We start from the raw sequence: 21,967 nt of genomic DNA on the forward strand, positions 1-21,967 counted from the left end.
TAACACAAATGTAATGTTGTATTAATGTATTTGTTATTTTCAGATTAATCCGTCAGCTATAGACTTGTACGAACATCCCATAATTCAGGAAAGAATCTGTGATCCAGCACTTTTTTCAAATACCCGACTCCTGAGGATCCCCCTGTACCAGTTTTATGGCCAATGATTCTCTCAACCGTTTTCATATGACGAAAACGCCATTGCTGTAGGCGATCCTCAATATCAACCAGCTTCTCAGCTAACTGATATAAATCCCAGTATTGATTGACATCTTTATATACTATCATCCACGCTTTTTCTACAGTAGGATCTTTTTCATATAACTTTGTATAATCGCGATGAAGTACATCTGAACTAATATCCAGACCCGCTTCTGCTAATTTTTGTATAGCGGCATCATAAATTCCTGGAGATTCGTAAGCTCTTGTAAGTTCTTCATGGAGATCAGGCGATTTCTGATAAATTTTCAATACATGAGGGGTTTTATAGCCTAGGGCAAATTCAACCATTCTATATTGATAGGACTGAAATCCAGAAGCCTGTCCCAGCTTGTCCCGAAATTCTATATATTCAGCAGGAGTCAGAGTGGAAAGAACATCCCATGCATGAATAATCTGCACTTGAATATTAGAAACCCTGGCAAGCATCTTAAACGCAGAAGCCAATTCACCTTTCTGAATGGCATGGATCGATTCTGTTAGCTCATGAAGGATCAGCTTCATCCATAATTCACTTACCTGATGAATAATGATGAACAGCATTTCATCATGATGAGAGGACAAACGCTTTTGAGCAGACAGCAATTCGTCTAAATGCAGGTATTCTCCATAGGTCATGCGTTCTTTAAAATCCGTATGAACCTTTTCATTCTCTTTAGAGTCCTTATCACTCACAGGCCTTGCTCCTTTCCATTTATTCCAGGATTCCACGCTCCGGGATGTTCTTATAAGTCATCGGCAGAAACTCAGTATGGACCATACCTTCATACATTAACAGCGTTCCTAACATGCCGTATTCAACATGGACATGCACCCGGTAAGCTTCATGATCTTCATCATAATGTTCGTACACAGAGGTTGTCGGTCCTGGCACTTGAAACTTATTTTGATAAGATGTTTGTACGGATTCCATGTACAATCCCCCTTCTGCCGTTACATGAAGATCAAGCTCCGTTTGAAGAAGTGCAGACTTCCCTAAATCATCTATAATTTTCTGCTTTTCTTCATCAAAGCGCATCGCTGCATCAAATCCCCGGATGGAATAAGGAAAGAAAAAACGCCGTATCCAACTCATAGTTTCTCTGCCTTGATCATCTCGATAGGCATAGTTTTCAAGAGTAAAAGGAACCTGCTTCCCTCTTTCAGCAAACACCAGGTGATCAAAATTTCCTAAAAGAAAAAATGGCCGGAGGATAGGATGGGCTCCGCGAATTTCTGTCATTCTTCCCTGTCCAAGCATCATTAAATTATCCTCGCTTGTGATGCCGTATTTTTTCTGCATCGCAGGATGTAATTGATAAAACTGCTCTCCTAGAGCTTTTTGGTAAATGGATTTCATTGTTTATGACCTCCTTCAAACATTATGTATACCTTGGTGTGTTGTTAACATACTTTTCATCATTATTGAATACAATTTTATTTAGAGAAGCCCTCATGGCTGCGGTCAATTGTCGGGCTATATTAGCATTATAGCACAAGGAAGCGGATACACGATGGATGCAAATAAGACCTGCCAAGGCAGGTCTTTATCATGAATTCAGTGCACTAAAAAAGCTTTTCTATATTAATATCGGCCAAGAACGCTCTTTACATAACCTCTTCAGCAAAATCACTGACTGAATATCCTTTTCGCTGTTTCATAATCCAGCCTTGTTTTTGAAGCTGATTAAACAATTTCTGAATATGTTTCTCTGGCCACTCGGAAAGTAAGCCAAACCATCTGGTTTCATGCAAGTTCAGGGTCCTGAGTTTGTTTGTAGCCTTTCCGGCCAGCACATGAACGAGGATATGAGCGGGATAATCCGTACCATAGTAATAGATTAAGTCCAGAATTTGCTGGGTGTAAGCATAGGTTACCGGTCTTCCTTTAATTGTAATAATGATATCGTCTTCTCCATAACGAACCTCTTCCAATTTTCCTTTAAGCTCTTCCAGTACATGACTGGTCATGGGGTAAACGTTCTCGGGCACCAACTGCAACCATTCCGGAAGTTCTTTCAGCATCCGTACATCATCAAGTTCGACTCTTGACAGCCAGCACAGTTCTGAAGAAGATGTGCGTTCTGGAATATTTGTGCGGCTCAGCTTATCATACATATATAAGAGTGGGTAGGCCGAAAGATTAGCTTCCTCCGGTTGATAAAGTTCGATCTGATGCACCAGCTGCATACTTTCTTCAAGTTTTTTACGGGCAGCTCCCAATTGCTTTTTTAAGGATCTTAATTGGAGGAGCTGTTCAAGCAGCGCTTCATTCTGCTTAGCTATATTATTGAATTGATCCTCAATCGTAACCATGCGCTTCCGGGCACGTTCTTCATCAAATTCCTCTTCAAAATAAACCCGGTCCTCATCTACTTGATAATAAAGACAGAAATCACATGTTTCACAATAACAGCAGATGGTGCGGTTAGCTGAATCGAATTGCAACTGTTTTTCGTGTGGACAGCTACTGTCTGAATTCTGAAGCCACTTTTCTGGCAGTGATCGGAAAGGACGCATCACAATCCCTACTCGGTGACGCCAATAAGCTATATCTTCAGGGTATTTGATTACAGATAGAAGCGCTGATTGATTCATAACTTCAACAGCGTCCATGACTTCCCTCTTTTCATGGATAAGCTTAACGATCGGGTGGCTGTGAAAAGCTATTGTGATCTTTGTGAGCCAGTAATCGCGTGGATATTCGCTTATATCTGCCAAGAATCTGTAGTCTTCCAACACCTCTGCAATATGATCATTCAACTTTTCAGAAGACAATTGGGTGAAATCCGTTTTATAAATATAGGAATCTTTTAAAGGCAGTCCATGTTCTTCAGACAATGGGCTCCATAAGAAAAGCTCTGGGCGCAATAAATGTGGATATACCGTTTCGTCTTTTTGCAGTGATACAGGCAGAACCGCTTCACCTGAAATACCCAAATAACGACGAATTGGGGCAGCATCTATATTCATGTGCTCCATTTGATCGAGAATTGTATCATTCAATCTTGATAATAACCCCCGTTCAAATTTATGACCGACCGATCTTATAAACTTGTTTTTCTTTCCAATCGGTGTAAGCACAATGAATGGATAACGTTCATCCTGATAAACAATCGTCTCTGGCAGTCCCATAATGATTCCCCTTTTGAATGAAGGATTTACTACTATTATAGAAAAAGTATTACGGAGTACCAACAATTATTAGTAAAATGGGCTCAAACTGTTAATATTTCCACGGGATACCCAATAAATAAGCCTGTCTCTATAACTCCAGGAATAGAACGGAGTCGATTTTCAAGATCATTATCCACCGTCTCCTCTAATGTCATATCCAAAATCAAATTTCCCGATTCAGTAATAACAGGGCCATCTTTCCCTTTAGCCATTCTCAATTTAAGTTTTGTCTTCATCATATCTTTAAGTTTCGTTTCCACCAGGTGAAGCGCTCTTGGATCCACCTCAATCGGTAAAGCAAATTTTTCACCCAGTCTAGAAACGAATTTACTTCCATCTACTAAAATGTACGTTTTTGGAGAGCTCGCCATCACTAGTTTTTCTGCAAACATAGCTCCGCCTCTTCCTTTAATTAACCTGTTATCAGCATCAACCTCATCCGCTCCATCAAAACCCCAGTCTGGACGACTATTTATTAGATCAGTCGTCTTAATTCCTAATGTAGCACAGTTTAATGAAGCTTCATGAGAGGTTGGGATTGCTAATATATCAAGTCCTTCCTTCTGCACTCTGGCAGCAATTGCTTTTAGGGCCAGATAAGAAGTGGAGCCGGAGCCTACTCCGATCACATCTCCATTCTTCACCATCTCACTCACTTGGCGAGCTGCTTTTTCTTTCTGTTCTTTATTTGATATTTCTCCAGACCAGCTCTCTTGAACTGCGGATTGATTCTTCCATTTCACAGATATCACCTCTTCCACTTGGTATTCCCGAAAATATGGATAAACAAGCATTAGACTCTGGTCAAAGTGTAACAAATATGCAGCCTTCTAAAGCATAATTAAAGAGAATAATTACAAAATCATGTAATCTTTTACTTTAAATTTACATACGTTTTTTAAAAACTCCAGTTTTTTCAGTAGCAAAGGATAATGAAATTGAAAAGAGTGTACGTGAAGCTGATTATTTTTCACTTTTACTACTGTTTCTTTTATTTTGAATAAACCGTAGCCTACGGTTTAGAGAACAAATTTAATTAACGAGGTCATGCTTAAAAGCATAGATCACCGCCTGGGTTCTGTCGTGAACTTCAAGCTTCCCGAGAATATTACTCACGTGAACCTTCACTGTTTTCAGGGCTATAAACAGCTGATCAGAAATTTCCTGATTCGTTTTCCCCTCAGTCATAAGCAGTAGAATTTCCATTTCTCGTGCCGTGAGCTGCTCATAGAGGTGATTGGATTGAGGAGTTCTCATCTTATTCATAATTTTCCCCGTCACTTCAGGCTCAAGAATTGACTGTCCTTTATAGGTAGCCCGGATTGCTTTAGCAATTTCCTCAGCCTTTGAAGTTTTCAGCATATAACTGACCGCTCCAGCTTCCAGTGCCGGATATACTTTTTCATCGTCTAAGAAACTGGTGACAATAATGATTTTGGCCTCAGGCCACTGCTCAACAATCAGCCTGGTCGCTTCAATTCCATCCATTTCTTTCATAACTAGATCCATGAGGATAATGTCCGGACGATGTTGTAAAGCTAATTCGACTGCCTCCCTTCCATCACTCGCTTCCGCGATCACCTCAATATCTGCCTGTGCTGTTAAGTAGGCTGACACTCCAATTCTGACCATTTCATGATCATCCGCAAACAAAACCGTTATCATAGCGTCTCCCCTCCTTCTTTACGATACGGGATTTTAACTTCAAGCCTTGTTCCTTCCTCTTTTAAACTGACGATCTTTAAAGTTCCACCCACCTCGAACGCACGCTCCTGCATGGTTTGAAGTCCGTAGGAACTTGTTTTTGCTTCTTCTACTACAAAGCCTACCCCATCATCTACGACTCTTAAAATGATATTCCCATCCCGTTCAATCAACATGACGTGTAGAGTACTTGCCTTTGCATGCCTTAGCGTATTTGATACAGACTCCTGGAGAATTCGGAACAACTGATCTTCCACGCCTTTATCTACTTCAATCGATTCCACTGTCCACTCAATATCCATAGGAACTTTTTGAGTCAGCTCATACAGAAGTTCTTCTGCCCCTTCTGATAATGTTTTATTATTTAATGCGGCAGGTCTCAAATGAAGCAGCAGAGCTCTCATTTCCAGCTGAGATTGATGAATCATTTTTTCTACCATTTGCATCTGTTTTCGCACAGTCCCATCCTCAGGTGGATTTACATCGTTGATGGCAGACATCATCATGGAAGCGGCAAACAATTGCTGGCTTACAGAATCATGCAGTTCTCTAGCCAAACGATTCCGCTCCTGAACCACCACCTCCTGAAGACTTTTTTCTCTCTCTTCAGCCCGTTCTGTCGATAACCTTTGAGCTAGCTTAGCTTGTTTTGCAAACTTACCTTCGATTTGTGCGATTTTATTTTCAATTTCCTTCATTTCATATATATCTGATTCTTCATTGGTGACAGGATTTCCTCTTACAAGCTCATCTAATTGATGATCAACAGCATGGAAACGCCTTCGCCACGTCCAGCCCTGTACAATACCAACCAGCAAACCTGAAATGGTGGATACGGTGATGATCAACAAACCATAAGGTAGATCCATGACTCGGCGGTTCCATAGATCAGCCCACTTGTCTAATGGGAAAGCAACAAAGGTAAACCCTGATAAAACAATCGCGAATAGGAAAAATGTAAGGAAGCTGCTTAGAATTTGACGCTGCCATATCGTCATATGCGCTTCACCTCAAGATCTCCGGAAAATATTGACGTAATGATTTTCACCCTCGGTTTTGCCGCCACGTAATCAGAGGTGCGAAAGGATACATACTGGTTCAGAACCTTCGTTTTCTTATGTTGAAAAATAGCTGCACGACCAATGACCGCGCTGTGCTGGATACTTACTTCTACTTCATAAGGCACATAAATAAAAATGTTACCTGCCAGGTGACGTATGGATATCACAGCTTCATCATGAGGCAGTACAGTTTGACTTAAATCTATAATGCGATCCCCAAACCCTCCATGAATATTTACGTCCTGCCATTTATACGATTGATGTGGAGTGGATTGATCTGCAAAGAATTTCTGCGCCAATAATGGCTCATTGTAAGGAATTTCCTCATTGGTATCTATAATTTCCAGCTGCAGTTGTTCAGGTTCTTTTTTGGATTTGTAATAGTTATGAATAAACAATAGGAGGGCTGCTAAGATAAGGAATCTGACCGCAATCATACTCAAAACGGTTAACACTAGGCTTACGACACCAATCCAAAAGAAGATTTTTCTCCAGAAAACATGATACTTTTTCCAGCCTATATAGATGAGAAGACTGGAAAATAAAACAGAAAACACGAGTCCCCCATTGAAAAAAACTACTTCAATAACAAGGAGGATCACCCCTATGATTAATAAAGTATTGATTGCATCCGTTGATAAACGTTTAAACATAAAGGTCATCCTCCTTTTATCCCCCGAGATTATGAAAAAGACGCAGTGATCTGCGCCTTTTATCATATCACGATTCTTATTTGGCCGTAACTTCCTCTGTATCCTTCATATCTTTTTCAATCTGCGAGATTTTACTATCAAACGTATTGCGGTAATGAGAACTATTTACTTTGTACTCCAGGTCTTCCATATAGCGTTCCATTTCTGAGAATTTAGAGTATGGCTTGTCCGCCGTATCTTCCATAACTTGATTCATCCGGTGGTGAGCTCTTGCAATATTTTCACGGCCCATAAGCTCCATTCGTTTCAAGTGCATGTCCTTTAATTTATGTTTCATCTGTTCATATTTTCGTTCAAGCGACTCGAGTTGCTCGATGGCCTCCTGGCGTGCGGATTCTAACCGTTGTGCTCGATTTTCATACTCTTCCTGCTCTTTCATTGCAAACTCATACATCTCTGTTTCCTGAGCTTTCCCAGCAATTTCAGCCTGGCCCCTGCGTTTTTCTGCCATCTCTTGAGCTTTTTGATATTCCCTTGCAAACTCGTCTTTCAAACGATATTGACGTTCTACAAGCTTACGTACTTTTTCAGTCTCTTTCTCACTTTCGCGCAAATAGTGGTTAAGCATCGAAATTGGATTCTTTTGTTCTTTTTGATCAAGTACCTCATGCAAATCTGCCGTTATGGAATCTTTCATGCGAGTAAATAAATTTCCCATTTTATAACCTCTCCTTATAGTTTACTTTTTTAATTCGGCCCATTGCCTTTCAAAATTTGTGAATGGATCATTAGATGTAAAGACCTCTGTCTCACTGTCTCCCTTGTTATTCCAATGTTTGTAAACTAAGTAAAGGACATAGGCGGCTGCTAGTCCAATCACGGCGTACACATTGGAGACGGCTACACTTGTAATAATCAACCCGAGAACGACCCATCCAATTTTCCCTGCTGTCGTCTCACTTTTCATAAACTTCTTAAACACCACATATAGAAGCCAGACACTAATACCAAGTAGAATCATCGGCCCCAAGTTGGCCAGCAGAATCCCAAGAGCAACCAGCGCTGCTACGAACAACAAAAACTTTTTCATTTATTTTCCCTCCTTGTTGTTTTGTTATTTCTATCATATCCAGAATTAAGCACTGTCGTAATGAGCCTGAGATATATTCTGTTCTAAGACCAGAGGCTTATATTAAATAAAAAAAGATCAGACTTCGTAAGTCTGATCTTTAGCATTATGTTGCCTGCTGTTCTAATTTTATTGAATAACCTGCAAATCTCTCGAAGTTTTGGTTAATGTTTCGTATCCATCTTTTGTAACGAGTACATCATCTTCAAGTCGAACCCCGCCAAGCTCCGGATCATAAATACCGGGTTCGATGGTATAGGTCATTCCTTCCCGTAACACTCCATCATTCAGGTGACTCATAGAAGGAAACTCATGTACATTAATTCCTAATCCATGACCAATTCGATGAGGAAATAACTTTCCATAGCCTGCCTTCGTAATAATATCTCTTGCGGTCTGGTCAAGATCACCAATTCGCGTGCCTGGCTTGCTAATTGAAAGGGAAGCTTCCAATGCTTCTTGTACCTTTTTATATATTTTTTCCTGTTCCTCGGAAACGGATTGATAAGCAAACGTTCTTGTAATATCAGATGTATAGCCTTTCCAAACAACTCCGAGGTCGAAAAGCACAAAGTCCCCTGCTTTTAACTTGCGGTCGCCAGGGTTTCCATGAGGTTGTCCAGACTTCTCCCCAAACAATACCATAGTTGAAAAAGACATCTCAGCGACCCCTTTTTTCTTCAACTCATATTCAATAGCTGCGAGAACTTCCATTTCGGTAATACCTTCCTGTAAAGTCTCAACCCCAACCTTTACTCCATAATCCGCCAATTCAGCGGCTTCACGCATAATAGCGATTTCTTCAGCATCTTTCACCACGCGCATTTCATTTAATTGAGGCTCAATGTCCATAACTTCCAGCTCATTAAATAATCCAAAAAAAGACTCACTCCGGCCGTAAGATAACACCTGTTTCTCAATTCCTGCCGTTTGTATATGGCCAATCCCTTTTTTCTTCATGGACCGATTAATTAAATCCCATGGATCTTCGTGGTCCGCATATCCAATTACTTCATATGTCCATCCCGCTTCACGTATTTGCCCCTCTTCCATGCCCGGGAGCACCGCGATCGGTTCAGCATCAGGAAATACCACAAGTCCTAGAAGTCTTTCATGAGGATCGGTTTGAAACCCTGTTAAGTAAAAAAAGTTTTCTGTAGAGTTAATAAAAGCAGCATCTATTTGTTTATTCCTTAAATAATTTGCAAACTTGTCTAATCTACCTTCCATACATCCCACTCCTCTTTCTATTTCATTTAACATGCCTATGATATATCAATCATGTTCATAATCCAAATCGTGTCTCATTGTTTGAAGGTTTTGCGACATTAGACTGATTATTATTTTAATTTGGCAAGGGTTTCGATATAATAGCGAAAGGTTGATAGATTTATCATTGGAGGTCATTATATTGGATCGAACACGCTTTTTCGTCCGTGTATCAGCAATCTATGCTCTAATTGGAGCTTTCATGGGGTCCCATATGGCTGGAGGCGGTGGCTTGGATCTAAGTGCCATTCACGCCCACATTCTGGTGGTCGGCTGGTTATCCCTTTTCGCTTTTGCTATATATTATAAAGTCTTTTCTATCCCGAAGGATTCCAAGCTCTCGCTTATTCATGTATGGAGTTCATTTGTCGGTGTGCTGGGTCTTACTCTTGGCATGTTTCTCTATTACACCCAGCCGATTGAAGGCATGCGCACCTTTAACACCGTATTCTTTATTGTTGGAGGTACTATCCTCCTGATTGCTTTTGCAGTTTTTGCTATTATGGCGTTTGTTCATGGAAAAGCAATATCTGAAGATTGAAAGAACCTCCGCTTACTTGTTAACAAAGACTGAAACAAAACATAAGGGGTTGCCAGCCAGTCCTCCCAACAGTTAAAGCAGGCACCAGGCCTGCTTTTTTCTATGGAGAATATCTCACCAGCTGGTCATCTTCAGCATCAGGACTCCCTCTTCCATCCGTATTATTGGTAATAAAATAAAGTCTATCCTCCACGACTTCCACATCTCTTATCCTGCCGTATTGTTCGGTAAGTGCTTCAGGATCCCCTTCTGAAGGAGGCAACTCCATAACTGCTTCCCCCCGTAAAGAGGCAATAATTAGTTCATCTCGATAAAATACAACTCCGGATGGCGCCCAAGTATTTCTTCCTGTTTCAAAGAGTGGAGTAACCATCCCATCCCTCTCTTCGTCTCCAACAATCTCCGGCCACCCATAGTTTTTTCCAGGCTGGATCAGATTAACTTCATCATGATTATCAGGACCATGCTCCGTAGCATAGAGCTCCCCTTCTTCATTCCAAGTTAATCCTTGCGGGTTCCGATGGCCATAGCTATAGACATATGAGGAGTCAAAGGGATTATCTTCAGCTGCAGCCCCATCAGTGCTCAACCTTAAAATTTTTCCTGCCAGACTTTCCGGGTCTTGAGCCAGAGATTCATTCAGAGAATCCCCTGTAGTCACGTAAATCTGATCGTCAGGACCAATTTCTATCCTGCCGCCATTATGGAATTGTGCTCCTGGAATATCGTCCAGCAGGACAGAGGTCTCTTCCCATTGCTCGGACTTCCTTTCGATTTCAATGATCCTGTTCATAATTGAGCCTTCCTCTTCATAAGTATGGTAGGCCACAGCACGGTGATGGTCCTTGAAACCAGGGAGCAATTTGAAGCCAAGCAGGCCTCCTTCCCCCTGTTGTATTATTTCTTTTTGGGTTTGAACAGGAGTTCTTACAGGCTCTTCTCCCTCTGTCCATGAAGTGATCGTTCCTTCTCTCTCTGAAATATAAAATGTCTCCTGATCGTATTCAATGTCCCACGGAGACTTTAAATCAGCGACTACCGTCTGGAAAGACTCATCTTTAGAAGCAGGAGATCCATCATCTTGCTGTACTTGATTCGATGAGCATGCAGCAAGCCAAAACAAAATAATAACTATTCCTGCACTCTTCATATAAGACCACCACTCTTTTCTATAAGATTACTACTAATGTAGCAGAGCGAATCGATTACACACAAAAAAAGCTGCTCCCGGACCAGGGAGCAGCTTAAAGTCAGGCTGCCTGACGAAGCATCGTGCGATGAAGCACCGTTCTTTCTAAACGATGAGCAAATAGAGCAGCTAATATGCATATGGCAACATCTTTGATTAAGAAAGGACCCATACTCGTCCACGCAAGTGCGTAACTAATCGGATCGCCCGGAGCCCAAAAGTTTAACGCAGCATAAAACCAAGTAACTCCGATGATGTAGTTAACGGCTACTCCTATAAATGCTGCAGTTATGTACATGGGAATTTTTCTTGACGACTCTACTAACTTACCAGCAATAAAAGCTAAAACAACATAGGAAAGTATAAATCCAAATGACGTTTTAAATAAGACGGCGGGCCCCCCTGAAAATCCAGCAAATATAGGAGCTCCAATCAATCCTAACACCATATATACAAGTATGGAGAAAAAACCTAGACGGCTGCCGAGAATAAGTCCTGATAAAACAGCAAAAAATGTTTGAAGAGTTAGAGGCACTCCTAAAATCATTAAAAATGGCACGAATGAAGTAATATTAGCCCCAATTGCCATAAGAGCGACAAATAAAGCTCCTATTGTTATTTCATAAGCTGACCAGCGTGAACGTTTCATCTGAAATCCTCCCGTATCTTATCGTTATCTTAAAGATAATGGAAGAACACGCAAAACGTCAACCTTATATTTTTTAGGTTAACATTGTGGATTGAAAGTTACTCTACTCTACACTTTCCAATTATACAGTAAGGTTAATTCCATTTTCAGAGGACTTATTATCTATAATTTCTCATAAGATATCAATACTATTTAACTATTAATTGGTGACTTTTCCCTTTTCGTATAGTAAAGTATAGTCAAAAAGATTGGAGTGATTTTATGTTATCTCCGAAAAGAACGATGGGGCAATACAGTACCCCGCAAGAAACCGTCACCTATATGACTAAAAACCTTTTAAAGTATTTACCTTCCGATGTTCAGGAGTCACAGATTCTTGACCCCTGCACCGGTGACGGCATATTCATAAAGTCCCTTCTTCAATCTGGGGTTTCTGCTGATCATTTATTCGCTTTTGATATCGATCCCCTTACCCCGCCACCTGATGAAAAGATACAGTTTATTAACACAGACTTTCTAAAAGAATCTAACACAGAAAAATTTGATGCCATTATTGGTAACCCGCCTTATAAATCCAAAAGACAAAGCTCCTATCTTTTAGAAAACAAAAAATATTTATCAGAGGAATTTCAAGAAGTAGGCATACATAATTTATATACTTTGTTCATCTATAAAGGAATTCAAAAGTTAAAGGATGGAGGAATTCTGACTATGATTGTTCAAGATTCCTTTCTCTCCAATGTCTATTATAAGAATTTCCGAAAATATGTGCTGGACCACACAGAAATTAAGGAAATTATCCTTGCACCACGCCGCCTATTCCACAAAGGAAAGGCAGATGTAAGAACGTGTATTCTTACTCTAAAAAAGAGACCTTCCTTACTCATTGATAGGAAACATACTCATACTATGAGATTAATCGACAGACTAGCAGATCAGGAATACACGAATCCTCCCGATGAAAGCGTACAATACCTGAACCAAAGCCACTTTGAAAATAATCCAAATTACAACTATTCGATCAACGTACCGATTGAGATTCTTAGTTTATTCCATACTCCCTATGTACCTTTAGGTGATGTTGTAAAAATCGTTACAGGCATTTCTACCGGAAACGATAAATATTTCCTTCGTGAGCAAAGTGAAGTCATTAATTATGAAGACTGGCTGCCTTTTTACAAAAATGGAGGTTCAAAAGATGCCTGGTACTATGAACCCAAATATTACATTCATAAGAATTGGCCCCAATACAAAAATGTCCATTCTAACTTCATGGTTCGAAACCCCTCCTATTATTATAAAGAAGGAATCACTTGTTCTTCTATGGGAGTGGAGTTTTCAGCCGCTTATCTCCCGCCGGGAAGTTTATTTGGCGTGAACGCAAACTTGTTTCCCAAAAACCAGGAAGACCTTTTTTATTTCCTTGGTTTACTCAATAGCCTGCTTGTGAAATACATGTTGCGGAAGTTTTTAAACCGGACAAATATGATTACGGCGGGTTATCTAAAAAAACTTCCTTACGTCGAGCCTTCTGAATCGCTTAAAGAAGTGGTTGTCGAGAGCACTATCTCCCTTATTGAAGGAAAGAAAAAAGACCCTTCTTTCAATACTCAAAAACTGCAGCGTAAAGTTGATCAGGCCATTTTTGAAAGCTATGGCATACCAGAAGCTACTCAATCGCATGTGAAACGATTCTGCAAAGATTTACTAGAAAATATTTAGGGGAACAGCACTAGTGCTGTTCCCCTGCCATTTACTTGTACTTATTGTCGAAAACATCTAAACATAATTCTCCAAAACTATTTCCCGGGAAATCATATTATTTCTTTATTCGATAATTTCCCCAATCTTCTGGAAACAAGTTTTGGTATTTAGGGGAAAGGAAGCGGTCATCGATTAGTTGAATCGATCCATAGTCTGTTTCTGAACGTATCAATCTACCACCGGCTTGAAGGACTTTATTCATACCTGGATAAACGTAAGCATAATCATATCCATTTCTTCCGCGATTAGAAAAATACTCTTTAATTAATTCTTTTTCAAAGCTCCTTGGGGCCAGTCCAATTCCTACTACAGCCACACCATTTAAGCGATCTCCTCTTAGATCAACGCCTTCCGAAAAGACACCTCCAAGAACCGCAAATCCTGCCAAATTACCTCCAGAGACAAATTGAGCAAGGAACTCATCTCTTCTAATCTCGTCCATCCCTTGTTCCTGTACGATTGTAGTAATGTCTTCATAGTTTCGGAAGTGATTGTACACTAGTTCCAAATAGTGATAAGAAGGAAAGAAAAACAAGTGATTCCCCGGATTTTCAGTGACTTGCTGGTAAAGAGAGCGTGCAAGATTTTCTGCCGTTTCTTCCCTGTTTTTATAACGAGTAGAGAGCGGTGTCACCATCACATCTATCTGGGAAGAATCGTACGGTGATGGAAGCTTTAAGATATAATCGTCCTTTTTTCCGCCAAGCATGTCTTTATAGTAGCCGAACGGGGATAAGGTTGCCGAGAAAAACACACTTGACCGAAATGACTTGGCTGTTTTCTCAAGGACATGGGAAGGATCCATACAGAAAAGCTTAAGAGTGAACTCTCTTCCGTTTTTGGAGGCTGTAAATCGATAATGGTCATCTGCAAGAGGAATAATTTTCAGGAAATTCTGCACAGAAAAATATAGTTCCAGTAATTCTTCGCTCTGGTCCTTCTCTGTGGATTCTTGAAGTTCAACCTCTGCTGTTTCAATAAACCTTTCCATACTCTCTTCTAATTCGCCGGGTATCTCTTCTAAAACAAAATCTTTCTCTCCCTGTTCACTCAGGTTCTTTAAATCTTTATAAATCGCACTTGCAGCTTTATTTAAGGGGTGATCTGCTCCATGCCAAATATCCGCTATTACAGCAAAATCATTCATTCGAATAGAAGCGGAAAACATCTCCCTGGCACGTTCTACCAGGTTATGAGCCTCATCAATCAGCAAAGCGGTTCTTTTCTTATATTCGGGCAGGAGCCTCTTCAAAGAAACACGGGGGTCAAAAATATAATTATAATCCCCTATGACAACATCAGCCACGTTTGTTAAATCTAAAGAAAACTCAAACGGACATACTTTATGCTTTCTTGCATACGCTTCAATAACCGAGCGAGTTAAACGTGTTTCGTTCCACAAGATATCGGTAAGAGCTCCATTGATCTTATCGTAATATCCATCGGCAAATTCACAATAATCGGGCTGACAAATCGTTTCGTCCTTGAAACAGATTTTGTCTTTTGCGGTCAGTGTGACTGATCGCAAAGCCAGCCCCTTTTCTTCCATGAGACCTAAAGCTTCTTCAGCAGTAGCTCTTGTAACTGTTTTAGCTGTTAAATAATAAATACGATCTACTTGATCAACAGCCATTGCTTTTATAGCAGGAAAGAGCGTTGATATGGTTTTCCCTATGCCAGTTGGCGCTTGAGCAAATAAATTACGCTTTTCTTCAATAGTTCGGTAGACACTTCCTGCAAGTTTTCTCTGTCCTTTACGATAATCTGAAAACGGAAAGGATAGATCTGGTACCGACTTTTGTTTTTGCTCTCGAATATGTAGAAGCACTCTGGCATAGGAGGAATACTCCTTCATCGTATTCTTCAGAAAAAGCTCGAGATCCTGGAAAGAGATTTTTTGCCTTAAACGTTTCTTTTCTTTTGACTTCTTCTGCACATAGGTCAATTGAATTTGAATTTCTTCAAGACCTTCTTGTTCAGCATACATGAAAGCATAGCCTTTAGCCTGAGCCCAATATACTGGGTGAGTCGTTTCGGTGATCTCATCCAGCTCTCTTGCTGTGGACTTGATTTCATCAATTACAGGTCCATCCTTCGTCTCCAATATGCCATCACACCGGCCTTGAATCTTGATATCCATGCCGTCTTCCTTATACAAATATTCTAAAAAGGTTTCTTTCTTATCATTTTCTTTATACGTGCTCTGCACTTCCTGATGAATAGCTGTACCTTCTGTTAATGCCGTACTTGAACGAAACCGGTTGTCAATGCTTCCGCCCCTGTAAACGTAGGCCACCAATTCACGCACTGAAATTGTGACTTGTTCCGCCATCTTCCGCACCCTTTCATTAGATCCCTTTGCTTACCCTCAAATTAACGTAAGCACTTACGTATGTCTATTGTAAATCTTTTCGTGATATAATTGTGGGAAAAACTTTTCAATTTCCCATTAGATGGATACAACATATAATAGGAGATAGAAACACAAAAAATCGGGGTGATCTTAATTGAAAATTTGGAGATGGGTAGCATCCGTTTTGCTAACCTTTACGATCGCCTTTTTCATCATAGCAGCATTTATATATACGCCAGATAATCAAGAGAGCGAGCAGTCCCCTCCCCCGCAAACCGAACCAGAGGGGATAGAAAAGGAACATCAATCAAATGATGAAGAAGAAAGTGATATAAATGAATCGGATAGCGAAAACGGGGTGGATGAAGCTGAAGAAACTCTAAGCGGTGAACTTCGTGAGGTATTTACCAGTGTCATTGAAAGTGCCCGCGGACTATTTGTCCGGCAGGACCTTGATATTGTAGCCATAGGTGATTCACTGACTCAAGGGGTTGGTGATTCTACTGATAATGATGGTTATGTGGGAATAATAGAAGACACAATTAATAGTAACCAGCCAATAGAAACACTTGATATAGCTAATTACGGGGTCCGCGGCAACCGTACCGATCAGCTTTTAGAACGGATGGAAACTGAAGAAATCTCCCAATCATTGCGTGAGGCGGATGTAGTGATCATTACAATCGGAGCCAACGATGTTATGAAAGTGGTGAAAAATAATTTTTCCAGTTTGAATTACGAGCAATTCCAGGAAGCTCAAAAAGGTTATAAGGAACGCTTAAACGAGATATTTCAAAGAGTGGAGGACCTTAACCCGGATGTCCCCATTTACCTGGTGGGCCTCTATAATCCTTTTGAATATTATTTTAATAATATTCCGGAACTGGGACAGATTATGAGTGACTGGAACCGTGTAAGTAAAGAAGTGATTTCAAACTATGAACAAGCCGAATTCATCCCTATTAAAGATATCTTTCTGGGAGCTGAAGAGGAGCTTCTGTGGAAAGAAGACTACTTCCATCCAAATGAAAAAGGTTATAAAAGAATTGCAGAGCGCGTGTTAGAATATATAAGACCGGATATCGAACAATAAACAGGTGGAATGTTCATATGAAACGATTTTTCCTAAATAATAAGTGGCGCACTTCTTTTTGGCTATTAGCACTTTTAAATATTATAGTCTTATTAGTGGTGCTCTCCCTTGTTTTTTTACCGAGCACCTATACGCTCGTTAACGTAGATAAAGAAAAGCAAAGTACAGATGCAGAATTTACAATCGTATCGACCAAGGAAAACATGGAACAGCTGGCTAATGAATATTTAAAAGAATTATCAACACAGACCGTATTTGATTATTCGATTACTCTGGATAGAAATGTAACGCTCACAGGTAACATTAAAGCATTTGAGCAGGTCATCCCCATTAAAGTGGAATTAAATCCGATAGTCCAGGAAAACGGAGACCTTGTTCTTGAGCAGGAGCGGATATCACTGGGGCAGCTTCCGTTGCCGAATAAAAAAGTCTTAGGTTTCGTGAAGGATAACTATAAACTTCCCGAATGGGTAATGGTAAATCCTAATGAAGAAAATATTTATGTAGCTGTCACTCAAATGGACACAGCCAGTAACTTTAATATCCGGGTTGATCGGTTTAACTTAAACTCAAATCAGTTAGCCTTTAAAATATCCGTCCCGCAGGATTCGTTCCAGTTTGCTCAGAAGATGGTACAGAAAAACTTTTAATAACCGCTCGCATATCACTAGAGGGGTTATTTCTACTTTTCTCGGGAGTCCTCAAGAGATGAAGGTTATAGAAGAACATGATAAAATGAAGTACAAACCCTTGTATAAAAAGGAAGTGACCGTATGCGTGTGGTAAATAATATTGCTGATTTGATTGGAGATACTCCTCTTGTTAAATTAAATCGGTTAGCTCCAAAAGACGGAGCGGACATTTATATGAAACTTGAAAAGTACAACCCGAGCGGAAGCGTTAAAGACCGTGCTGCCTACAACATGATGGCTCAGGCTGAACAGGACGGCCTGCTAAAAGAAGGTTCTACACTTGTCGAGCCTACTAGCGGAAACACGGGAATTGGTATTGCCATGAATGCTGCTGCTAAAGGTTACCGTGCTATTCTTGTCATGCCTGATACGATGACTCAAGAACGGATCAACCTTCTGAAAGCCTATGGAGCAGAGATCGTTTTAACCCCGGGTGATGAAAAAATGCCTGGAGCTATAAAAAAAGCGAAAGAACTTGTAGAAGAAATAGATAATAGTTTTATGCCCATGCAATTTGAAAATATGGCTAATCCGGATGCCCACCGTCACACAACAGCTTCTGAAATTATTGAGGCAATGGATGAGTTAGGAAAGCCGCTAAGCGCGTTCGTTTCAACTGCCGGCACGGGAGGAACGATTACAGGTACAGGCGAAGAACTTAAGAAGCGATTTGAAGATATGACGATACATGTTGCCGAGCCATCCGGCTCTCCGGTTCTCTCCGGTGGAAAGCCAGGAAAACACAAGCTGGTTGGTACTAGCCCCGGCTTCATTCCAAGCATTTTGAACCAGGAAATCTATGATGAAATTTTCCAAGTAACAGATGAAGATGCGTACGATATTACGAGAAGGTTAGCACGAGAAGAAGGTCTTCTATTAGGCACATCCTGCGGTGCTGCCTGTTGGGCCGCCATGCAGGTAGCTTCAAAAAAACAGCCCGGAGAAATCGTGGTCTGTATTGCTCCTGACACTGGGGAGAGGTACCTGTCCGGCGACCTATTCCGATACTAATGAAAAAGAGTTCGTCCTTGTAGAGGTCGAACTCTTTTTTAAAGTCTATATAAATCTCTAAATCTTAGATGCCAGCCTAAATGGTAGGACAAAACACGGCAGGTAATCACTAAGAAGAACAAAAAGTATGTTTGAGAAGCGCTTTGTACATCTATTATACCCACGCCTATAAGTAAACCTGCCATTAGAGCCCAAACAGCATAGATTTCCTGGTGAAGAACCATCGGCCTCCGCTGAGCGAGAACATCTCTTGTAACTCCCCCTCCCACCCCAGTCAATATAGCAGCAAAGATAACTCCTCCCAGTGGAAAGTTATGTGCGGTAGCAAATGAGGCTCCTTGTAAAGCAAATGCGGATAAACCAATCGCGTCCGGATAAATGTTCCACCGATCCCAGGAAAGCACCCATGTCTTAGGAAAGAAATAGACCACCGCAATGGTTCCAAACGCCACATAAAGTAGATAACCCTGCTCCCACACATGAACTACAGGAACGTCCAGTGCTATATTGCGGATTATTCCACCCGCGAAAGGCGTAGCAATACCTAATATGAATGTACCAAATATATCATAGCGCTCATTGAGTGCCACAATGGCTCCACTGAAAGCAAAAGCACTGACCGCCAAAATATTTAATATTTCCCAACTCATGAAAGACCCCCTCTCTCATCCACCAGTTTCTAATCTTTAAATAAACAACCTGAATGATTATAACAGAAACATCTGTAAAAAAAATAATAATATTCAAAAAAACTAAAACACAACCAAAATCATCCATTTCATAGATTCCCGTTGCTACTTATGCATCAAATCAAGTAAACTTGTTGCAAACTGCCACAAGGAATATTAAAAGATAATGCGAATTATTTTATATTAGAATAGAAAGTAGGATGTGGAAAAAATGAGAAGATGGCTGACTCAGCTCCGAAAGGAACAACAATTGACTCAACAGCAAATTGCTGAAGGTGCTCATATTGATCGCGCCTATTATGCTCAAATTGAGAATGGGACTAGAAACCCCAGTATGGCCGTGGCATCTCAAATAGCTTCATTCCTCCATATTAACCCTTCTTTATTTTTTACAGAGCACCTGAGCGAACCTTTTCAGACTGCTTTAGCTAATTCCCCTATCACACTAGCTCATTGTGACCTTTCACTTCGATACACCTGGATGTTTAATCCCCACCCTGACTTTAAGATGAGTCATATACTGGGAAAGCGCGACGATGAACTTGATTATAATGAAGGAACCCTTGCTTTAATGGACCTAAAAAAAAGAGTGATTGAAACAAAGGAAACTCAACGAGAACGAATTTATTTCCCTTTGTCAGATGGACTACTTTATTATGATGTATTTGCGCAGCCCCTCTATAACCAGAAAGGCGAAATCATAGGAGCAGCTACAGCATCAACAGAGCTCCCCTCCTAACGAAAGAGGACATATTATATGAGCGTTAAAAAATTATCACACCGTCTGCTTATACGTTCACTTCATACAGCGGTGGAGATGAAATTAGATCACTCTTTTATTCACCTGCTTGAAGATGAGCTTCAGAAGAGGAAACAAGAAAAAACATATTCTGCTCGTAAGGCAGAGTGAACGTCTGAACTTAGGGAAACCTATCAGGGTGAATGTTTACTTCAGAAGAGGGAATAACATAAGAAAAAAGAGGTGAATGTCCACGTGTCAACTTCACCCTGGATCATACGGCAGTCGTGGGAAGACCTTATTTTTATGCATTGGCCTGTCCCGGAAACGGATTTGCGTCCCTTTGTACCCAGTGAATTAGAATTAGATTTGTATAATGGTATGGCCTGGATTGCAATCGTTCCCTTTCATATGAAAGATATCCAATTTAGAGGTCTTCCTCGCATCCCTTTCGGTAATCAATTATTAGAACTAAATGTGAGAACTTACGTCACATTTAAAGGAGAACCAGGTGTTTATTTTATATCCCTTGACGCTAACCACAGTCTTGGGGTTTTTTTAGCGCGAACAATATTTGGCTTACGCTACTTAAACGCTCAAATAAGGTTAGATAAGCAGGGAAATGACCTTCACTTTTCAAGTCGGCGAACACATTACGGAATGTCTCCCTCTCACTTTCATGCTCGCTTTAAAATATCCAATTCTATCCACACCTATAACCCAGGATCTCTGATGAACTGGTTAACGGAGCGATATATGTTATGGACTGTGCGCGGACCTTCTGTTTATAAAGGTCCTATTGAGCACAAACACTGGGAACTTCAGCCTGCAGAAAGTAATGTAGTTATTAATGAAATTGTGGATTTCCTGCCAGACTTAATCTTTCTGCAACAGCCAATCACCTGCTATTCAAGATCTTTAGAAGTTTACCTTTACCCTTTTCGTAAGGTATAAACCTGTAAATTGACATGAGGAACAAATAACGATAACATTTATCTTGAATTCGAGATTGTAGTTCGTAATGTCCTACTATTAGAGGAGGCCGCTTCAATGAACATAAAAGGAATCCATCACGTTTCAGCAATCACAGCGAACGCAAGTGCAAATTATGACTTTTATACAAAGGTACTGGGGATGCGCCTAGTCAAAAAAACCGTCAATCAGGATGACCCTTCCATGTACCACTTGTTCTACGCGGATGGAGCTGGATCACCGGGTACGGATTTAACCTTTTTTGAAATTAAACGTGCAGGTCATACGTATCCTGGTTCTCAGAGCATTTCTACCACCTCTCTTCGAGTGCCAACTGATGAATCATTAAACTATTGGCAAGAGAGACTCGATCAATATGAGGTCGACCGCGGTTCTATCGAAGAACAAGCAGGCAGAAAAGAGCTCACCTTCCGAGATCCTGAAGGCCAGCGTTTAAAGCTGGTTTCAGACGAATTCAACCAAGGGATCTCTGGTGGAATTCCCTGGTCCAAAGGCCCTGTCCCTATACAGCACGGAATACTCGGTCTTGGTCCAGTACATCTGACCGTTACCGATGCGGCCCTTACCAAAGCAGTATTAATGGACACTTTGGGTTTTCGTGAACTGCAGCACCCAGTGCCAGATTGGCACGCTCTTGAAACTGGAGAAGGTGGGAACGGTGCTCGTGTTTACGTAGAGGAGCAACCTGAATGGAAACGTGAAAAACCCGGACGTGGCAGTGTTCACCATGTGGCTTTTAGAGTAGAAGATGAACAAGAGTTGGAGAAATGGAAAGCAAAAATCCAGGTTGCGGGCTTCCCTAATTCAGGTATCGTAGATCGTTACTATTTTAAATCCCTTTATTTTAGAGATCCAAATCATATATTATTTGAGCTGGCTACAGATGGTCCAGGTTTTGACACGGATGAAGAAAAAGAACATTTAGGAGAAACTCTGGCTCTGCCACCGTTCCTTGAGGAAAAGCGCAGGGAAATAGAAGACCGCTTAACACCGCTCCACACTTCTAATCCTAAATAAAAGTAAAAGACGGCCATCCTTTTAGGATGGCCGTCTTTTTTTACTTA

Annotated in this window: 23 protein-coding genes; 9 read left to right on the plus strand and 14 right to left on the minus strand. The window is 40.7% G+C overall.

What is annotated here, in order from left to right; translation table 11 throughout:
- Positions 1 to 56: 56 nt before the first annotated feature.
- From kynA to ACTWP7_RS08315, 10 genes are all read right to left on the minus strand, one after another.
- Entirely contained in the window at positions 57 to 893 is an 837-nt protein-coding gene (kynA, locus tag ACTWP7_RS08270) for a tryptophan 2,3-dioxygenase (RefSeq protein ID WP_443122781.1), read from the minus strand.
- A gap of 19 nt (positions 894 to 912) precedes the next feature.
- Positions 913 to 1,557, minus strand: a complete 645-nt coding sequence (locus ACTWP7_RS08275) for a DUF4166 domain-containing protein (protein ID WP_014645027.1) — start codon at positions 1,555 to 1,557, stop codon at positions 913 to 915.
- 248 nt (positions 1,558 to 1,805) lie between these two features.
- On the minus strand, positions 1,806 to 3,332 hold the full coding sequence (locus ACTWP7_RS08280) for an RQC-minor-2 family DNA-binding protein (RefSeq protein ID WP_443122782.1): 1,527 nt from the start codon (positions 3,330 to 3,332) through the stop codon (positions 1,806 to 1,808).
- An 83-nt stretch (positions 3,333 to 3,415) separates the two neighbouring features.
- Complete coding sequence (rpiA, locus tag ACTWP7_RS08285) at positions 3,416 to 4,117, minus strand: ribose 5-phosphate isomerase A (protein WP_443122783.1); 702 nt, start codon at positions 4,115 to 4,117, stop codon at positions 3,416 to 3,418.
- 289 nt (positions 4,118 to 4,406) lie between these two features.
- Positions 4,407 to 5,039: a response regulator gene (locus tag ACTWP7_RS08290; RefSeq protein WP_443122784.1), complete on the minus strand. Its 633-nt coding sequence runs from the start codon at positions 5,037 to 5,039 to the stop codon at positions 4,407 to 4,409.
- Positions 5,036 to 6,076 (minus strand): sensor histidine kinase, encoded by a 1,041-nt coding sequence (locus ACTWP7_RS08295; RefSeq protein WP_443122785.1) that lies wholly within the window; start codon positions 6,074 to 6,076, stop codon positions 5,036 to 5,038. Before ACTWP7_RS08295 ends, ACTWP7_RS08290 begins: the two co-directional genes overlap by 4 nt.
- Positions 6,073 to 6,792, minus strand: coding sequence for a cell wall-active antibiotics response protein LiaF (gene liaF, locus ACTWP7_RS08300; protein ID WP_443122786.1), 720 nt, complete (start codon positions 6,790 to 6,792; stop codon positions 6,073 to 6,075). The genes ACTWP7_RS08295 and liaF overlap by 4 nt, the downstream gene beginning before the upstream one ends.
- Before the next feature lie 76 nt (positions 6,793 to 6,868).
- A complete protein-coding gene (locus ACTWP7_RS08305) occupies positions 6,869 to 7,510 on the minus strand; it encodes a PspA/IM30 family protein (protein ID WP_443122787.1) in 642 nt (213 codons plus the stop codon).
- A gap of 21 nt (positions 7,511 to 7,531) precedes the next feature.
- Positions 7,532 to 7,882 (minus strand): lmo0954 family membrane protein, encoded by a 351-nt coding sequence (locus ACTWP7_RS08310; protein ID WP_014645035.1) that lies wholly within the window; start codon positions 7,880 to 7,882, stop codon positions 7,532 to 7,534.
- Positions 7,883 to 8,050: 168 nt separating this feature from the next.
- Positions 8,051 to 9,151, minus strand: coding sequence for a M24 family metallopeptidase (locus ACTWP7_RS08315; RefSeq protein ID WP_014645036.1), 1,101 nt, complete (start codon positions 9,149 to 9,151; stop codon positions 8,051 to 8,053).
- A 181-nt stretch (positions 9,152 to 9,332) separates the two neighbouring features.
- On the opposite strand from ACTWP7_RS08315, the gene ACTWP7_RS08320 reads away from it, so the two are divergent.
- Positions 9,333 to 9,731 carry a hypothetical protein gene (locus ACTWP7_RS08320; protein WP_443122788.1) on the plus strand — a complete coding sequence of 133 codons (399 nt, stop codon included), beginning with the start codon at positions 9,333 to 9,335 and terminating at the stop codon, positions 9,729 to 9,731.
- A 100-nt stretch (positions 9,732 to 9,831) separates the two neighbouring features.
- Here the strand turns inward: ACTWP7_RS08320 and ACTWP7_RS08325 are convergent, their stop codons facing one another.
- Positions 9,832 to 10,881 (minus strand): PQQ-dependent sugar dehydrogenase, encoded by a 1,050-nt coding sequence (locus ACTWP7_RS08325; protein ID WP_443122789.1) that lies wholly within the window; start codon positions 10,879 to 10,881, stop codon positions 9,832 to 9,834.
- Between the two features lie 100 nt (positions 10,882 to 10,981).
- On the minus strand, positions 10,982 to 11,569 hold the full coding sequence (locus tag ACTWP7_RS08330; protein ID WP_443122790.1) for a biotin transporter BioY: 588 nt from the start codon (positions 11,567 to 11,569) through the stop codon (positions 10,982 to 10,984).
- Positions 11,570 to 11,851: 282 nt separating this feature from the next.
- Between ACTWP7_RS08330 and ACTWP7_RS08335 the strand changes: the two genes are divergently transcribed.
- On the plus strand, positions 11,852 to 13,291 hold the full coding sequence (locus ACTWP7_RS08335; protein WP_443122791.1) for an HsdM family class I SAM-dependent methyltransferase: 1,440 nt from the start codon (positions 11,852 to 11,854) through the stop codon (positions 13,289 to 13,291).
- Positions 13,292 to 13,388: 97 nt separating this feature from the next.
- Here ACTWP7_RS08335 and ACTWP7_RS08340 read toward each other — a convergent pair whose 3' ends face one another.
- Complete coding sequence (locus ACTWP7_RS08340) at positions 13,389 to 15,665, minus strand: ATP-dependent DNA helicase (protein WP_443122792.1); 2,277 nt, start codon at positions 15,663 to 15,665, stop codon at positions 13,389 to 13,391.
- Positions 15,666 to 15,840: 175 nt separating this feature from the next.
- Here ACTWP7_RS08340 and ACTWP7_RS08345 point away from each other — a divergent pair, with 175 nt between their 5' ends.
- The 3 genes from ACTWP7_RS08345 (at position 15,841) to cysK (ending at position 18,482) form a co-directional block, all read left to right on the plus strand.
- A complete protein-coding gene (locus tag ACTWP7_RS08345; protein WP_443122793.1) occupies positions 15,841 to 16,779 on the plus strand; it encodes an SGNH/GDSL hydrolase family protein in 939 nt (312 codons plus the stop codon).
- Positions 16,780 to 16,796: 17 nt separating this feature from the next.
- Positions 16,797 to 17,429 (plus strand): YpmS family protein, encoded by a 633-nt coding sequence (locus ACTWP7_RS08350; RefSeq protein ID WP_443122794.1) that lies wholly within the window; start codon positions 16,797 to 16,799, stop codon positions 17,427 to 17,429.
- Between the two features lie 123 nt (positions 17,430 to 17,552).
- Positions 17,553 to 18,482 (plus strand): cysteine synthase A, encoded by a 930-nt coding sequence (cysK, locus tag ACTWP7_RS08355; RefSeq protein WP_014645044.1) that lies wholly within the window; start codon positions 17,553 to 17,555, stop codon positions 18,480 to 18,482.
- A gap of 38 nt (positions 18,483 to 18,520) precedes the next feature.
- On the opposite strand, the gene ACTWP7_RS08360 is transcribed toward cysK, so the two are convergent.
- Positions 18,521 to 19,132, minus strand: a complete 612-nt coding sequence (locus ACTWP7_RS08360; protein ID WP_014645045.1) for a trimeric intracellular cation channel family protein — start codon at positions 19,130 to 19,132, stop codon at positions 18,521 to 18,523.
- A gap of 250 nt (positions 19,133 to 19,382) precedes the next feature.
- Here ACTWP7_RS08360 and ACTWP7_RS08365 point away from each other — a divergent pair, with 250 nt between their 5' ends.
- From ACTWP7_RS08365 to ACTWP7_RS08380, 4 genes are all read left to right on the plus strand, one after another.
- Positions 19,383 to 19,910, plus strand: a complete 528-nt coding sequence (locus ACTWP7_RS08365; RefSeq protein WP_443122795.1) for a helix-turn-helix domain-containing protein — start codon at positions 19,383 to 19,385, stop codon at positions 19,908 to 19,910.
- An 18-nt stretch (positions 19,911 to 19,928) separates the two neighbouring features.
- On the plus strand, positions 19,929 to 20,081 hold the full coding sequence (locus ACTWP7_RS08370; RefSeq protein ID WP_443122796.1) for a sporulation histidine kinase inhibitor Sda: 153 nt from the start codon (positions 19,929 to 19,931) through the stop codon (positions 20,079 to 20,081).
- Between the two features lie 84 nt (positions 20,082 to 20,165).
- A complete protein-coding gene (locus ACTWP7_RS08375) occupies positions 20,166 to 20,864 on the plus strand; it encodes a YqjF family protein (protein WP_443122797.1) in 699 nt (232 codons plus the stop codon).
- A 96-nt stretch (positions 20,865 to 20,960) separates the two neighbouring features.
- Complete coding sequence (locus ACTWP7_RS08380; protein WP_443122798.1) at positions 20,961 to 21,920, plus strand: ring-cleaving dioxygenase; 960 nt, start codon at positions 20,961 to 20,963, stop codon at positions 21,918 to 21,920.
- The last annotated feature ends 47 nt before the right edge of the window (positions 21,921 to 21,967 follow it).

The sequence above is a fragment of the Halobacillus sp. B29 genome, assembly GCF_052246755.1.
Taxonomy (GTDB): domain Bacteria; phylum Bacillota; class Bacilli; order Bacillales; family Halobacillaceae; genus Halobacillus; species Halobacillus halophilus.